Origin of the sequence: Streptomyces spinosisporus (assembly GCF_022698145.1) — a bacterium.
GTDB lineage: Bacteria > Actinomycetota > Actinomycetes > Streptomycetales > Streptomycetaceae > Streptomyces > Streptomyces spinosisporus.
The window spans coordinates 473,101-489,450 of sequence record NZ_JALDAX010000003.1 but is presented as its reverse complement, the minus strand read 5'-3'; the positions used below and the strand labels follow the sequence as shown (position 1 = coordinate 489,450).

Below are 16,350 nucleotides of genomic sequence, written 5' to 3'. Positions count from 1 at the left end.
TACGGCAGCGGAGTACACGGTGCCCCAACCGGTCGGTAACGTCCACAAATTCGAGGCGTTGCATGACCGCCGGATGTACCGCGGTCGGCGCCTGGGTGACTCGACGACGGCAAGAGGGGCCGGAGTTGCGGGAGAGACTCCGGGCCGCGTTCTCGCTGGTTACGTTGAGGTCTGTGCGGACGCAGAAGAGGTCAGGGGACGGCAGGAGCGGCGACGCGAAGGGGACGCCCCGGGTGCCCCGTGGCGCGGGTCCGGCCCACCCGGTGCTCGCCTTCCAGAACTCCGCCGGCAACGCCGCCACCGCCAGGGCGCTGCGGCCGGGCGGCCAACGGCCGGGGGCGGCACGCCCGTTCGCTCCGCTGCCCGGCGTCGACGAGCGGATCCAGGGGCTGGTGCTGCCGCCGTATCTGATGGATCTGGCGGCGGGAGGGCTGTCGACGGCGTACGGGCTGACCGGGCACGAGTTCGTGAAGAACGCGGTGGCCGCGGTGGTCGGGCACGGCGGGGGCACCGTCTCCGACATCGCGGCCGAACTGGCCGGGCGCCCCGAGACGTTCTTCGGGCAGGGCCGCGCCTTCGCCGTCGAGGGCACCAAGGGCAAGGACTGGTGGGACGTCACCGTCTCCATCGCCCCGGCGCCCGACGACCGGCCGCCCGTGTTCCATCCGAACGACCTGCTTCAGGAGGCCCCTTCGGACCCGTACGGGGCTCCGAAGGTGGGCCTGGACAACGACGCCGAGGGCAAGGACACCAAGGTCGACGTCCAGCACAACACCGCGGCCACCACGAGCACCACCGCCGGTTCGTCGTCCAGCAAGGGGGCGGGCGGCCTGGTCTTCGGGCTGGCGCCGGTGGCGCCCGCGCTGTGGCTGGGCGGGGCGGCCAGTGGCAGCGCCCAGCCCTGGCAGTCCTCCCGGGAGTCGCGCAGTCAGCGCAATGTGGCCGAGCCGCGTGTGCTGCGCAGCGACAAGGGCTCGGTCGAGGTGACGCGCAAGGTGCGCTACCTCGTACGGCTCAGGAAGCACGGCACCGAGCAGCCGCCGGAGCTGCTGCGCGCCTCCGGTTCGCTCACCCAGCGCGTGCCGACCGAGCATCTGGTCCCGGCCGGTACCACGACACCGGCCGCGCCGACGCCGTTCGCCGCCGGTGACCCCACTCCCGCGCGGGTCTCGCTCGCCGACTCGATGGCCCCGCTCGCGGTGACCGACAACGCCGCCCCGCACCAGGGCGGCCGGGGCCTGTTCGACGCGGTGCGCTCCGTGCTGCATCCCTCCCTGACGGCGCCGGGCGCGCCGGGGCTGGCCCGGCTCTACGAGGCGACCTCGACCGCGACGGTCCTGGAGGACATGCCCCGGCTGCTGCGGGACGGTGTGGTCGGCGAGGATCTGCAGTCCAAGGACGGGAAGACGGCGGGCAGTTACCGGCTGCACGCGACGCTCACCGGCCTCTCCCCCGCCTGGGGCACCGGAAAGACCCAGCTGCGCACCCATCAGCAGGCGCAGACCTCGGTCACGGAGAGCGCGGGCAAGGGCCGGGCGGTCACGGCGGGTGTGGGTCCGGCCATCGGCGTCGGGGCGGCCGGGAACGCGGCCGTCGTGCGGGGCACCGCCATGCCCGTCGCGGCCGCCCGCAAGGCGCGCTTCACGGCGACGGAGCAGAGCGTCTCCAGCCGGCAGGGCGCCGAGGTCCGGGGCGAGAAGGCGCTTTACCACGGGACGGTGCAGTTCACCGCGGAGGGCACGGGCCCGCGGTCGGCGGAGATGGTCCTGAATCCCGGGCGCCGGGTCGCCACCCACACGATGAAGGTGTGGATCAGCCTGCGGGCCGACGAGGCGCAGAGCCTCGGGCTGCCGCTGCCGCCGGGCATGGAGGCCGGGGACTTCACGAAGAAGCCGAAGCGGACCGACGAGAACGGCGAGGAGACGGACGTCGAGCGCCATCTCGCCTACGGCGGCAAGGGCTCCAACGTCGTGCTCAGCCAACTCGACACCGGACCCATGGTGCGGGCCGTGTGCGAGATGTTCGCCACCGACCCGAGGCTCGCGGGCTATCTGCCCGCCTTCGGCGCCACCGCGCCCGCCGCCCGCACCAGCGCCGAGGAGGCCGAGGCCCAGCGGCGCAACCACCGCGAGCTGATGACCGCCCTGTCGGAGACCAACCTGCGGGTCAACAAGGACCAGTTGCTGTCCACCGGCGTCACGGTCCGGCTGCGCCGCAAGACGGCGATGCACTCCCACGACGTACAGTTGCGGGTCCGGGGCGAACTGGGCGACAGCTCCTACCAGGGCGACATCAAGGACTGGCTGGTGCGCGCCCACTCCGGCGTCACGAGCAACTCACAGAGCGGGCGCAGCAGTTCGCGTTCGATCGGCGGTCTGGTGCTCGGCCAGGCCCGGCTGATCCCCGGTGCGCTGACCGCGTCGGCGCGCTACGAGCGGCACAGCACCGGGAACCGCCGCAACCAGGCCGGTCCCACCGGCCGTTCGGACGTCGTGACCAACGGCTCCGAGTCGGCCGCCGCGTTCTCGGCGCCCCTGCGGCTCGACGTGGACGTCACGATGACGTCCCGGCAGCGCAAGCTGGCCCGCACGCTCACCCCCGGCTCCCCCGGGCAGGACGCGCCGGAGTCCGCCCTGCTGGGCGGGCTGACCCTGCCGGAGCAGGACGTACGGCTGCTCACGCCGACGGAGTTCACGCTCGACCGGGCGGGCAAGGACCGGCTGGACGCGGTGGTCGGGGCCCGCAGGGCAGCGCCCGCGGCGCCCGACCACGACTTCGCCGCCGAGGGCATCGGCGACCTGGCCGCGATCACCCCGAGGCCGTCCGCCGGGCGGGTGCTGAAGGACTGGCAGCTGGTGGAGACCGTCGACGGGGAGCCCGTACGGGCCCTCGCCCGCGAGCTGCTGGCCCGGGCGGCCGCACGCAACAAGGGTGCGCACCGGGACACCGCGCTGGAGTCGGAGGGGCTCGCGCCGCTGCAGGCGCTGGAGGAGCGGCTGGGCGAGCGGGCGATCCAGGGGGCGCTGCGGCAGGCCGTGTCGTCCGGCTGGGTGGTGAAGAACCTGCGCTACCCGCGCCGTCTCGCGGCTCTCAACGGCGCGGTCGGCATCCGGCTCGCCCTCGCCAACCCCAGGTTCCTGCACCAGGGCGCGGGCCCCGGCACGGAGACCTTCGTGCTGGGCGGGCACCAGTCGGCCGGGCAGTCCGGGCAGGGCACCACGAGCACGGTGCAGTTCGGCGCCACCGGGTCGGAGAACGGCGCCGAGTGGCGCACCGGCCAGGGGCTGTCGGCGTCCCGGACCAGCGGCACGGGCGACAGCCGGGCGTCCGCGGTGTCCGGCACGGTCGAGCGCAACGCCCACACCCCGAAGAAGGCGCCCCTGTATCTGGTCCAGTGCGACGTGCTGGTGAACATGGTCGCGGAGGTCAAGGTCACCGGCGGCGGCCCCTACGTCGCCAAGGGCGCCCGGACCCTCCCGGCCGCGGCGGGCGTCTGGCTGACGGAGGCGCAGCTGCCGCCGCGGATCAGACGGCAACTGGGCCTGGACGAGGAGCCGGCGGCCACCACGGCGGGCTCGTCGCGGGGGCCGGGCGAGAGCCGGGCGGAGAGCTCCCGCATGGCCCAGGAGCGGGCGGCCGGTGCCTCCAAGGCAGGTGCGTCTGCGGCCGGTGCCTCCAAGGCAGGTGCGTCTGCGGCCGGTTCGTCCACTGTGTCTGCGGCCGGTCCCACCCTGAAGGCAGACGCCGCGCTCGGCTTCGGGATGATCGAGGACCTGCCGGACTTCGTCCCGCTGCTGGGCCGGCTGCGCGCGGACCTGGTGCGGCAGGGCCGGCAGGACGTCGCCGACGACCTGCTGCCGCGGCAGCAGCTCAAGGACCGCAACGACAACGTGCAGCGGCTGCTGCGCGTCCTGGACCGGGACGGCTCCATGGGGCTGCTGTCCGGTGCGATGGACGGCGGGGTCACCGTCGAACTGCTCGACGGCCGCAGGACGCCGTACTGGGCCGTGTTCAGGATCGTCCGCACGGGCGACGCCACCCACGCGGGCGACGCGACGGACGGCCGGGACATGGAGTACATCACCTCCGCCGTCTCGCAGAGCGCCGCCGCCCACGACCAGGGGGCGCAGACCGGCGTCGAGGGCGTCCTCGCCGGATCGGGCAAACCCGAGGGCGGGACGGGCCAGTTGAAGAGCACCGGCGGCGCCGCGGGCGTCGGTTACGCGTCCGGTGCCTCGCGGCGCGGCGGCTCCGCGAGCCGGGGGCAGCTCGGCATGAAGACGGTCGCGGAGGCGGGTGCGGCGCCGTCGGCGAGGATGCGCGTACCGATCCGGGCGAGCCTGGAACTGTTCAAGGGCGGCAAGCGGGTGGGGCTCGCCCTGATGGACGACCGCAGGACGGCGCTGACCCATCGCGTCCTCAAGAAGGACCTGGAGGCGCTCGGCAGGGTGGTCGCGCCGACCGTCCCCGCCGCGGCCCCGGCCCCGGCGGCCGCGAGCGGACCGGCCGGACTCGGGCCGTCCGGACTCGGCGCCTGGCGTGCGGCCGGTGTGCGGCTGCCGATGGAGGCGCAGGTCAACGGCTTCCAAGGCATCACCCAGGTACGGGAGTTGATGGCGTCCGCGGTCCGGCAGGCGGGCGGCGGCGACCGCTTCCGCGACAAGGGGCAGGCCGCGGCGTACGCCCTGAACGAGGCCGTGTCGACCGAGTGGATGATCGCCGCGCTGCCGCTGCTCACCTCTGCCGGGATCGATCTGCCGCCGGTGCACGCCTCCGGCGCGGAGGGCCAGGACCTGCGCGCCTCGCTGCACGCCCGGCTGCGGGAGGGCCGGGTGCTGGGCGTCGGCGACAAGATGACCTTCGAGACGGTGGGCCAGAGCCATCTGGAGGCGCCGCGGCCCACCCAGACGGACGGCCAGAGTTCGGCCGACCACGGCAGGCAGGGGCGGGGGCTCGCGGGCGCGGGGCTGCTGAACGCCGACGAGTTCCGGCTCAACCAGCTGATGGCCAACGCCGGCGGCTCGGGCGGCGCGACGGACGCCGCCGCGAACTCCGCCGGTTCGACGCCGCTGCACAAACCGAAGATGAGGTCGGTCCTGGTGCAGTTCACGCTGGATGTGAAGGCGGTGGCCCGGGTGAGCAACCGGGTGCGCGGCGGCCGCGGTGCCACGGCGGAACGCGAGACCACTCTCACCAGGCCGGTGGTGATCCGGATGCCGGAGCCGGTGGTCCGGCGGATGCTGGCCACGCAGGGTGCCGTGCTCCAGGACCCGGACAACCATCTGGGCACGGCGGCGACCGTCGCGCCGCCGCCCCCGCCCACGAGTTAGCCCGCGGCCGTCACCCCGCCCGCGCCCAGCGCCTCGCGCAGCTCGCCCCGGCGTCGTATGCCCAACTTCTTGTACGTGCTGGTGAGATGGGTCTCCACGGTGCGGCGGGCCAGGTGCAGCAGGCCCGCGATCTCGGTGTTGGTGCGGCCGTCGGCGGCGAGCTGGGCGATGCGCAGTTCGCTGCCGGTGAGGGAGCCGGAGCCGGTGCGGACGAGGGTGGGGCGGCGGGCGCCGCCCTCGCGCAGGGCGTCCCCGGCGAGGGTGCGCAGGCGCAACGCGCCCAGCCGTTCGGCGCGTTCGGCCGCGTCGCGCAGACACTCGCGGGCCCGCGCGCTCTCCCCGGCAGCGGTCAGCAGGCGGCCCTGCGCGATGAGCGCTGCCACCAGTTCCGGCTCCGTGGCGGCCGGGGCGTCCCGCAGCAGTCGTACGGCCTCCTCGGCCAGTTCCCGTCCGCGGCGGCCGCCGGTGGCGGTGGCCAGGGTGCGCAGGGCGCGGCCCACGGTGCGGGGCGTGCCCCATTCACGGGCCAACCGCAGCTCCTCCTCCGCCAGTTGGAGCGCCTTCCGCGGGTCGCCGAGCGCGAGGAGGCACTCGGCGGCGGCGGTGCGCCACGGTGTGACGACCGGGCTGACCACGTCCCGGGCCGACTGGCGGCGGCCGCACTCCAGGAAGTCGTGCAGGGCGGCGGCCCGGTCGCCGTCGGCGGCTCGCTGTACCCCCCGTGCGTACAGGAACCGGTTCAACTCCCAGGAGTCGGGCGCCTCGTACAGGTCGAAGCCGTCCGCGAGGCGGCGGGCCTCGGCCCTGCGGTCGCACTCCACCAGCGCGATCAGGGTGTGCGCGTGCTCGTTGGAGGGGCCGGTGACGGGCGGCAGGGGCGGCTCGGACGGCAGTCGGCCGTACGCGCCGCGAGCCGCCGCGATGTCGGCGCGGGTGTTGAGGAGGGCCTGGTGCATGGGGTGCAGCAGGCCGGGGCGCTGGCCCGCCAGGCCGCGTTCCACGAGCCGTTCCGCCTCGTCGAGCTCGTCGGCCCACTGGGCGATCGCGGCGGCCGTGCCGACCAGGAACGGCTCGGTCAGCGGGTCGGCCGGTTCGGCGAGCAGGGTGCGCACCCGCTGCATCGCCTCGGCGGCCGAGGTCAGCCCGGCGGTGGCGGCGTAGCGCACGAGCAGGGCGCGGGTGGCCGGGCCGACCAGTTCCGGCGTGTGTTCGGCGGTGTCGGAGATCCGGCGGTACACCTCCCGGCGGACGGTCTGGTCCTGGTCGGACAGCAGCGCGGAGGCGCTCTGCAGGGTGCCGGCGAGATCGGGGTGACCGGCGAGTTCCTCGTCCACCGTGCGCAGCACCTCCACCGCCGCGCGGGCCTTCCCGCGCCCGGCGAGCGCGGTGCCGAGGGCCAGCGCGGCCCGCACCCGGTCCTGCGGGGTGCCGGGCAGCCGCAGCGCCTCGGTGAGCCGCGGGATACCGGCCGAGGACGTGCGGCCCGCGACCTCCAGGGAGCCCAGCTCGGTCAGCAGCCGCTGGCGGCGGGTGTCGTGCAGCGGCTCGTCGAGGGCCCGGCGCAGATAGGCGACGGCGTCGTCGGGGCGGTCGTCGCGCAGGGCGAGCGAGGCGCCGTCCTGGAGGACCGATGACGCCCACAGGTCGTCCACCGGGTCGGACAGCAGGAGTTGGCGGGCGACGGTCTCGGTGGGGGCGCCCCGGTGCAGCATCGCCTCGGCGGCGGCGCGGTGTGCGGCCCGCCGCCGGGTCACGGGGACGCCGGTGAGCACCGCGTCGCGCAGCAGGGGGTGGGCGTAGCGCGGTCGGCCGCGCGGGTCGGGGCGCAGCAGGCCGAGCCCGGTCATGGCGGTGAGCCAGCCCGCCACCCGTGCGGGATCGGCCCCGGCCAGTTCGGCGAGCAGTCCCCCGAGGTCCTCGGCGGGCCGGCCGAGGACGCCGCCGCCCCGCTCCCACCCCTCGTCGAGCGCGGCGAGGGCGCGTGCGACCTCCGTCGTACCGGGGCCCGCGCTGTCCAGCCACCACGAGACGGCGGCCGGGTACCCGCCCGGGTAGAGGGCCGCGGACGTCTCGGGCACGACCGGGCGGTCCACGGGTCCGCCCAGGTCGTCGAGGAGCGCGCGCAGCAGGAGGGGGCTGCCTCCGGCGGCCCGTACGCAGTCGGCGACCCAGGGGCCGGGGGCGCCGGGGAACTCGGCGCGCACCAGTGCGGCCGCCGACTGCGCGGTGAGGGGGGCGAGGGTGTGGGTGTGCAGGAGGGCGGGCGACAGGGTGTGGCTGAAACCCGGGGCGGGCGGGTCGATGTCGTACTGGCTGCGTTCGGCGACGGCCAGCAGGATGGGCAGGGCGGAGAGGTCGACGTTGCGGGCGGTCTCCACCAGCCAGCGGTAGGAGGGTGCGTCGGCGAGGTGGACGTCGTCGACGGCGAGCAGCAGGGGTGCGGTGTCGGCGTGCTCGTGCAGCAACCGCCGTAGCCACGTACCGGTTTCGCGTTCACTGCCCCGCGGTAGTGCGTCGGGGGGCGCGAAGTCCGGTAATCGGTTGAGGAGTTGGAGTACGGCGGAGAAGGGCACCGTGGTGTCGGCCGGGGCGCAGCGGGCGCGCAGCACGCGCATGCCGTGCGCGGCGGCGTCCTGCGCCACGCTCTCCAGAACCGTGGTGCGGCCCGTGCCGGTGGCCCCGCGCAGCAGCACCAGGCCGCCCGCGCCGGACCGGGCGCGGGCGGCGGCGTCCGCCAGCAGCGCGACGGCGTCGCGGTGTTCGCGCGGCTGCTCGGGCGGCGCTTCGGACATCTGTGCCTCCTGGCTCGGACATGACGTGTACCGCTGTCGAGGACGACCCCGGCCGCCCCGCGGTGGCGTGACAAGTCCCACGGCGACCGGAACCGGCCATCCGGGAACCGCACCGCCCGGCACGGTCGTGGTGGTCGTACCGCGGATCTCGTGGTGTCTGTCGTGGTGCTCCACGATTGCCTCCGTCCCTCTCGCCACACGAGTGTGAACAGCGCACACCTGTCACCGGCCCCACCGAGGTGGACGGCACATGGACATGGGGGAAACGCTTGCTCAGCTCATCGGGGACCACGCGATCCGGGACGGCCGAAGCGCCGGAGCGGATACCGGTGGCGGTGCACGCCCTCGACCCGATCCTGCGCGAGGGCGCGACCGGCCAGCTGCGCCGGTTCCCGGAGATCGAGCTCCGTGAGGAGAGCGCGTCGGGCCCCGGCACGGTGGCGCTGCTCGTGGACGACGTGCTGGACGAGGCCGGTCTGACCCGGCTGCGCCGTCTGGTGCGCAGCGAGGGCGCGCGGGCCGTGCTGGTGGTCGGCTCCCTGCGGGAGAGCGAACTGCTGGAGGTCATCGAGTGCGGGGTCGGCGCGATCGTGTGGCGGCACGAGGCCACCGCGACCCGGCTGGTGCAGGCCGTGCTCGCCGCCGCGCGCGGTGACGGGGATCTGCCCGCGGATCTGCTGGGCCGGCTGATCAGCCAGGTGGGTGCGCTGCACCGCAGCGCCGCGGGCCACAGCGGCGGCCCGTCCTCGGGGCTGAACCCGCGCGAGGTGGACGTGCTGCGTCTGGTCGCCGAGGGGCTCGACACCGGAGAGATCGCCGGCAAGCTGTCCTACTCCGAACGCACGGTCAAGAACGTGATCCACGGGCTGACCACCCGACTGCACCTGCGCAACCGGGCGCACGCGGTCGCGTATGCCCTCCGGGAAGGCTACATCTGATCGAACGGGCAGCCCGCGCCGCCCTCTTGGGCAGCGCGGTCCGCCCCTCGGCCGTCCCCTGCGTGCCTGCTCGGACGGCCCGGGCGGAGGCAGGATCGGGTACGGCGGCAGGTTTCGTGCGGTGACCGGCACCGCGGGGCGGGAGCAACACGGTGATCCACGAGGTGGACGAGGTCCTCAAGGGCCTCCTCGGCGGCGGTGCGCTGGCGGGCTCCGGCATCGACGTCGCCTTCGACGCCCCGACCCGCGACTGGGCGGCCCGGCGCAACTCCCCCACCATCAACGCCTACCTGTACGACATCCGCGAGGACATCAACCGCCGTCAGCGCGGACACGTCCCGGTGCACGACGAGCGGGACGTGGTGGTCAAGCGCCGTCAGCCGCCGCGCTGGTTCCGGCTGTCGTATCTGCTGACGGCGTGGACGAAGCAGCCGCAGGACGAACACCGGCTGCTGTCCGCGGTGCTGGCCACGCTGATCCCGCGCGAGCTGCTCGCCCCCTCGGAACTGCCGGGCGCCCTGGGCGAGTTGGGGCTCACGGTGCCGGTGTCGGTGGCGGGCATCCAGACGGAGGCCCGTTCCATGGCGGAGATCTGGACCGCCCTCGGCGGCGAGCTCAAGCCGTCCCTCGACCTCGTGATCACCGCGCCGTTCCCGGCCTACCCCGAGTACGACGCCGGCCCGCCCGTCACCGAGGGCGCAGCGGTCCGTGTCCGCACCGGGGACGAGACCGCGCCGGTCACGGAGGAGCGCGCCCACCGGCCCGCCCAGGTGGAGGCGGCCCGCAGCGCCCGCCGGATCGCCCGGCGCGAGCGGGGGGCGGGTCCGGCCGAGTGACCACGCAGACACCGGCGTACGAGACCACGGACCAGGATCCCGCCGCCGCCCTCGTCGCCCGGCTCCACGCCCTGCGGGAGCAGGTCACCCTGCTCGTGGAGCACCGCTCCGCCGACGATCCCACGGCCGGTGACCCCCTGCGCGGCCTGTATCTGTCGGAGGAGGCCGTACGGCATCTGCTGCGGCCGGTCGAGCCGCTGCTGCCGGTTCCGGTCCTGCCCTCCCCTGCCGGGCAGCCCTACGACCGGCTGGCGGAGCTGTCCGGGCGGCTGGGGCTGACCGAGCTCGACGCGGCGCTGCTGCTCATCGCGCTCGCCCCCGATCTGGACCGCACCTTCGAGCCGCTGTACGGCTATCTCAACGACGACGTCAGCAGGCGCCGGGCCACCGTCTCGCTCGCCCTCGACCTGGTCGGCGCTCCCCTCCACTCGCCGGGCGCCCGGGCCCGGCTGCATGCCACGGCACCGCTGTGCCGGCTCGGGCTGCTCACCGTGGAGGAGCCCGAACGGCCCTTCCTCAGCCGCTCGTTGCGGGCACCGGACCGGCTCGTGGCGCATCTGCTCGGCGACGACACACCGGACGCGTCGCTGACCGGACACGTGCACGCGTTGCCGACGCCTTCGCGGCCGTACGACGACCAACCGCCAGGGTCGGACGACGAGTTCGGGCGCTTCGTGCACCGGCTGGCGGCCCGACTTGCCGACGGCTCCCCGCTCACCGCGTATCTCCGCGAGCGCCGCGAGGGCGACGGGCTCGCCTGCGCCGCCGCGGCGCTGCACCTCGCCGGCGTTCCGGCGCTGCGGTTCACCGGCCCCGAGGACCGCGTCCCCGACGTGCTGCGGGAGGCCCGGCTGCGCGGTCTGGCCGTGGTCGTCACCGGCCTGCCCCAACAACCGGCCGCGCTGATCCGGGAGTTGGCGGACGCGAGGGACGTACCCGTCCTGATCGCCGGTCCCCGCCCCTACGACCCCCACTGGTGCGACGAGGACCCCCTCGCCCTGGACGTGCCCCCGCAGCACACGGGTGCGCTGCGCGCCTGGTCGGCCGCACTGGGCGAGGAGGTGGACTTCGACCTGGCCGCCACCGTCGCCCCGTACCACCTCCCCGGCGACCGCATCGCCCGCGCCGTGCTCGCGGCCCGGAGCCTCGCCCACTTCGACGGCGGCCCGCTCACCCCTGCCCATCTGCGTCTCGCCGCCCGCCAGCAGTCCGCGTCGGGCCTCGAACAGCACGCCCGCCGCATCCGGCCCGCCGTCGACTGGCACGACCTGGTGCTGCCCGAACGGCCTCTCGCCCAGCTGCACGAACTCGCCCTGCGCGCCCGCCATCGCGACCGGGTCCTCGGCGACTGGCGGCTCAGCGCGGGTGGCGGCCGGGGCCGGGGGGTGCTCGGCCTGTTCGCCGGCGAGTCGGGCACGGGAAAGACCCTGTCCGCCGAGGTCGTGGCCGCCGAACTGGGCCTGGACCTCTATGTCGTTCAGCTGTCCTCGGTGGTCGACAAGTACGTCGGCGAGACCGAGAAGAACCTGGAGCGCATCTTCACCGAGGCCGACCGGACCGATGCCGTGCTCCTCTTCGACGAGGCCGACGCCGTCTTCGGCAAGCGGTCCGAGGTGAAGGACTCGCACGACCGGTACGCCAACATGGAGAGCGCCTATCTGCTCCAGCGTCTTGAGTCCTTCGACGGGATCGCGCTGCTCACCACCAATCTGCGCGCCAACATCGACGAGGCCTTCACCCGGCGGCTGGACCTGGTCGTCGACTTCCCGTTCCCGGACCGCGAGCAGCGGCTTGCGCTGTGGCAGCACAGCCTGTCCCACGTACCGTGCGCCGAGGACGTCCAACTGGGCTCGGTGGCAGCGGACTTCGAGCTCGCGGGCGGCTCGATCCGCAGCGCCGTGGTGACCGCGGCGTATCTCGCCGCCGGACGCGACGGCCTCGTCACCTCGGCGGATCTGCTGGAGGGGGCCCGCCGCGAGTACCGCAAGGCGGGACGGCTGGTGCCGGGCGAGGGCGCCTGGTGACTCCGGCGCCCCCGCCGTCACCTGAACCTCAGTCCTGCACGCGCCACTTCTGGTTGGGGGTGCCGGCGCAGGTCCACAGCTGGAGCTTGGCGCCGTTGCCGGTCTTGTTGTCCACGACGTCCACGCACTTGTCGGCCTGCGGGTTCACCAGGTCCCCCGCCTGGCTCAGCACGAACTGCTGGGCGGGGTTGCCGCTGCACCGCGCCAACTGGATGTGCGCCCCGTCCTCCTTGGAGCCCCACGCGACGTCCATGCACATACCGAGCGAGCGCACGGTGCCGTCACCGCGGAAGTCCCACTTCTGGTTGGCCGATCCGGCGCAGTCCCAGATCTGCAGCTGCTTGCCGTCCTTGCCCACGCCGTTCTGCGCGTCGGTGACGTCGATGCAGCGGTCGGAGCCCTGCCCGATGATGAGCTGACCCGGCACGGGCGTTGCCGACTTCTCGGGCTTGGCGGTGTTCTTCTTGGCCGGGGCCGGAGCACCCCCGCCTCCGCCTCCGCCGCCCGAACCGCCAGTGTCGGTGTCGTCGTCGGTGTCACCGCCGGTGGGGGCCAAGGGGGTTGAGGACGGAGTCGGGGCCGTGGACAGCGCCGGGCTGGGTGACGGCGCGGGCGCGAGCGTGTTGGCGGCCTCGACCTGCTTCTCCGTGGCGCCCGTGTTGACGGCGGGCTTGTAGGCGATCCACAGCATCACGAAGGTGATCGCCAGGGCCGTGAAGACGCCGAGGAAGGTGGCGAGCCAGCGGGGCAGGAAGCCTCGCTGGACGTAAGTCCCCTCCACCGGCAGGGGGTTGGCGCCCGAGCGCACGACGTTCAGCGTGTACGGCCGCTGCTCCTTGCCGCCGAACCACATGATCTGGCGCGGCTTGAGCGTCGTCCTCACGAACGCCGCGCGGCCCGGCTCGATCTGTACGTTGCTCGGGAAGATCTCGTACGACAGCTGGTCGCCGTTGTCGTTGCCGCTGATCGAGGCCATCAGCTTGGTGTTGCCGAGGTTGTCGACGGCCAGGCGGGGGCGCCCCCGGAACCGCCCCTTGACGGTGGGCGGGACGAGTTCGGCGCGCACCTCGGTGAACGGGGTGATCGTCAGGTTCCCCTCGGGGACGGTCGTCGCCTCCGGGTGCTCGGTCGGCGAGATCCGGACCGCGTACGGGTTCGGGCCGGCCACCGCGTCCGGAGTGCGCGGGGGCGCGAAGGTGAGGTCCACTGTGCCCGTCGTGCCCGGGTACAGCCGCAGCGTCTGCGGTTCCACCGTCGTCCACGGCGCGATCGACCCGACGGGCTCGAAGCGGTACTCGTCCACGACGTCGCCGGTGTTGCGCAGCCGCAGCCGTACGCGCGTGCTGCCACCCGGGTCCACGGTCGCGGAGGCGGGTTCCAGGGAAGTCCACAGGGTCATGCCGTCACACCGTCAGCTTGATGGCTTCGATCCAGCGCGCGTTGTCGAAGGCGCCGGCAGTGTTGAGGTCGGGGCGTGCGTTGTTGCAGGACTGGTCGCGCCAGTCCTGGTCGCGGACCTTGACCACGTTGCAGGCCTGGCCCGAGCCGACGTTCCAGACGAAGGTCACCAGGTACGGGGCGTCCTTCTTGGTGCTGCCGATGTAGTTGTCCTTGCCGTCCGCCTTGATGGCGGTCCAGTGCGGCAGCCACCTGCCCTGGCCGTTGGTGGACTGGTCGTCGTGCACCATGGCGCTGCCGGCCGAGCCCTGGACGCCGTAGACCGCGACGTTGAGGGCCTTGATCGCCCTGGCCTGTCCGACCGTGCCGCCGACGGTGCCGTCGCACACCGGCTTCTGCCAGCCCTCGCCCTCGACGAAGGCGCGGTAGCAGACGTGCCGCCCACCGGGGTCGCTGGCGGCCAGGCGGTTCACGGCGGTCGCCGCGGTGTCCGCCTTGGGCTTGGCCGTGGGCTTGCTCTCACCGCCGCCCCCGCCTCCGGATCCGCCCGAGCCGCCGCCGTCCCCGCCCGCGGGCGACGGTGTGGTGGTCGGCGCGGGTGCGGGCGGCAGGGCCGGTGACGGGCTCGCCGACGGGCTGGGGGCGAGGGTGGCGCCCGCCTCGACCTGCTTCTCGGTGGCGCCCGTGTTCACGGGGGGCTTGTAGGCGATCCACAGCATCACGAAGGTGATCGCCAGGGCCAGGATCACTCCGAAGAAGGTGGCGAGCCAGCGGGGCAGGAAGCCTCGCTGGACATAAGTCCCCTCCACGGGCAGGGGGTTGATGCCGGACCGCTGGACGTTCAGCGTGTACGGCCGCTGCTCCTTCGGCCCGAACCAGATGATGCGGCGCGGCTTGAGCGTCGTCTTCACGAACGCCGCGCGGCCCGGCTCGATCTGCACGTTGCTCGGGAAGATCTCGTACGACAGCTGGTCGCCGTTGTCGTTGCCGCTGATCGAGGCCGTCAGCCTGGTGTTGCCCAGGTTGTCGACCGCGAGCTTAGGCCTGCCGCGGAAGCGCCCCTTGACGGTCGGCGGGACGAGCTCGGCGCGCACCTCGGTGAACGGGGTGATCGTCAGGTTCCCCTCGGGGACGGTCGTCGCCTCCGGGTGCTCGGTGGGCGTGATCCGGACCGCGTACGGGTTCGGGCCCGCCACCGCGTCCGGGGTGCGCGGAGGGGAGAACGTCAGCTCCACCGTGCCGGTCGTGCCCGGGTACAGCCGCAGCGTCTGCGGCTCCACCGTCGTCCAGGGCGCGATGGGACCCACCGGCTCGAAGCGGTACTCGTCCACGATGTCGCCGGTATTGCGCAACCGCAGTCGGACACGGGTACTGCCACCCGGGTCCACGGTCGCGGAGGCGGGTTCCAGGGAAGTCCACAGGCTCACGGCATCACGCTAGGGGTCGAGAACGGCGCCGGTCAGGAGGCTTTGGGGCACACTCCGTGACCGGCCGGGCAGGGTGGTGGTTCAGTCCTTGAGCTCGTCGAGTCCCGGCTTGGCGCGCGGCCCGGTGGAGTAGGGCCGCATCGTCATGTGCTGCTGGCTGTTGCCGGCCATCTGCCGGAACTGGGCGAGGGTGACCTTGAGTTCGATGTCCCCGTAGTTGGGGTCCTTGTAGGTCACGACGCGGCTGGAGCGGTCGTAGGAGTCGATGAGCACGGCGTGGACGGTGCTCTCCATCGAACTCGCGGGGCGCCCGGTGAAGTCGACCACCGGGCCCTCGTCGCCCTTGGCGAGCTTGAACCGCCGCCGGATGCCCGCGTAGCTGGGCAGGTTCTGGTTCTCGATGGTCAGGCGTACGTCGTCCAGGCTCTGGTTGGCGTCGATCTGGACGGGGGCGGTGTCCAGCAGCCCGCTGACCTCGTCGCCCGCCGCACCGACCTTGTGCAGCAGCAGCTCGGCGCGGTCGTGGGCCTTGTCGTAGACCTCGCGGATCGAGTCGAACTGCGCCCTGCCGTCCTGGAATTCGAGCTTGTCCAGGGAGGCGTCGCCGCCGATCGAGCGGCGGGCGAAGGCGGCCACCTCGTCGCGGGTGATGTCCGTGTCGCCCTGGTGGTGCGCCCGCCAGTTGTCGAGCCGCGCGACCATGCCTGCCAGGGACTCGGCCATCATCTTGACGGCGAGCCGGCGGCCCTCGATCTTGTTGCCCTTGCCGCGCTCCTCCTTCAGGCGCTCGTCGCGGGCCTCCGTGGTCGGGTAGGCGCGCATGGCGACGGAGAGCGCCTGGACGGGCAGCCCGTGGTGCTCGGCGATGGCTTCGAGGACGTAGAGCCAGCAGGACGGTCCCTGCTGCACGGCGAGTTTCGTGACCCGCTGCACGACGCCGGTCGGCGCGGGTGCTGCGACGGCCTGCGCCGGTTCGCGCTGCACCGCCGGGACCGGGCCGCTCATCACCCGGCGGGCGTTGTCCACCGCCCGCCGCTCGCCCGAGTCGTCGACGTCGGAGACGCGGACCCCGGCGCCGTTGTCCGTGCCGGGGACGGGGCCTGCCAACTGGTCCTGGTAGTGGGTGAGTTCATGGGCCCAGTCCTCCTTGGTCATCGTGTCGCCGACGACCACATGGGGACCGGAGGTGTAGGCCTTGGCCTGCAGTTGCACGGCTGATTCCCGGGCCGTCGAGCCCGTGTGGACGCGCACGCCGCTGAAGTCGGCCCCGCCGAACCGGGCCTCCATCTCGGTGCGCAGTCCCGGGTCCATGGACTGCCCGGGCGAGCGCAGCACGTCGTGCACCAGGGCGCGGCGCTGCACGGACGGCACATGCCCGCAGTCCCCGTCGTGCTCGTGCCGTTCCTCCGCGATGGCCTGGGTCACCGCCGCGTTGCCCGCGAGGCGCTGCAGGTCCAGCATGCGCTGCGCGCCCGTGCTCGGCGCCGCGGTGGGACGGGACCGCTGTCGGTCGCCGTCCTCGTGGCCCTTGGCCCCCTGTGCGCGCACGACGCTCCCCTCGTTGCTGGACGGCCGGCTCTCCAGCCTTACGAGGGCTCCCGGGCC

General features: G+C 73.8%; 8 protein-coding genes. 4 read left to right on the top strand and 4 right to left on the bottom strand.

The window, feature by feature from the left end; genetic code table 11:
• Positions 1–173: 173 nt before the first annotated feature.
• The gene (locus MQN93_RS10425; RefSeq protein ID WP_242709233.1) at positions 174–5,330 is read left to right on the top strand and encodes a hypothetical protein; all 5,157 of its coding nucleotides are present in this window, start codon (positions 174–176) and stop codon (positions 5,328–5,330) included.
• Here MQN93_RS10425 and MQN93_RS10420 read toward each other — a convergent pair.
• Positions 5,327–8,122, bottom strand: coding sequence for a helix-turn-helix transcriptional regulator (locus MQN93_RS10420; protein ID WP_242709232.1), 2,796 nt, complete (start codon positions 8,120–8,122; stop codon positions 5,327–5,329). The two genes, MQN93_RS10425 and MQN93_RS10420, sit on opposite strands and share 4 nt — an antisense overlap.
• A 269-nt stretch (positions 8,123–8,391) precedes the next feature.
• On the opposite strand from MQN93_RS10420, the gene MQN93_RS10415 reads away from it, so the two are divergent.
• From MQN93_RS10415 to MQN93_RS10405, 3 genes are all read left to right on the top strand, one after another.
• On the top strand, positions 8,392–9,060 hold the full coding sequence (locus MQN93_RS10415) for a helix-turn-helix transcriptional regulator (RefSeq protein ID WP_278190560.1): 669 nt from the start codon (positions 8,392–8,394) through the stop codon (positions 9,058–9,060).
• Between the two features lie 152 nt (positions 9,061–9,212).
• Entirely contained in the window at positions 9,213–9,896 is a 684-nt protein-coding gene (locus MQN93_RS10410; RefSeq protein WP_242709230.1) for a Pvc16 family protein, read from the top strand.
• Entirely contained in the window at positions 9,893–11,920 is a 2,028-nt protein-coding gene (locus tag MQN93_RS10405) for an ATP-binding protein (protein ID WP_242709229.1), read from the top strand. Before MQN93_RS10410 ends, MQN93_RS10405 begins: the two co-directional genes overlap by 4 nt.
• 28 nt (positions 11,921–11,948) lie before the next feature.
• On the opposite strand, the gene MQN93_RS10400 is transcribed toward MQN93_RS10405, so the two are convergent.
• The 3 genes from MQN93_RS10400 to MQN93_RS10390 all read right to left on the bottom strand — a co-directional run bounded on the left by MQN93_RS10400 (position 11,949) and on the right by MQN93_RS10390 (position 16,293).
• A complete protein-coding gene (locus MQN93_RS10400) occupies positions 11,949–13,319 on the bottom strand; it encodes a ricin-type beta-trefoil lectin domain protein (RefSeq protein WP_242709228.1) in 1,371 nt (456 codons plus the stop codon).
• Between the two features lie 4 nt (positions 13,320–13,323).
• Entirely contained in the window at positions 13,324–14,745 is a 1,422-nt protein-coding gene (locus MQN93_RS10395) for a hypothetical protein (RefSeq protein ID WP_016435637.1), read from the bottom strand.
• 81 nt (positions 14,746–14,826) lie between these two features.
• A complete protein-coding gene (locus tag MQN93_RS10390; RefSeq protein ID WP_242709227.1) occupies positions 14,827–16,293 on the bottom strand; it encodes an eCIS core domain-containing protein in 1,467 nt (488 codons plus the stop codon).
• Positions 16,294–16,350 lie beyond the last annotated feature (57 nt).

Excerpts from the sequence above, each read along its gene's own strand:
- MQN93_RS10420 (WP_242709232.1), bottom strand. The coding sequence starts at position 8,122 with ATGTCCGAAGCGCCGCCCGAGCAGCCGCGCGAACACCGCGACGCCGTC.
- MQN93_RS10400 (WP_242709228.1), bottom strand. The coding sequence starts at position 13,319 with ATGACCCTGTGGACTTCCCTGGAACCCGCCTCCGCGACCGTGGACCCG.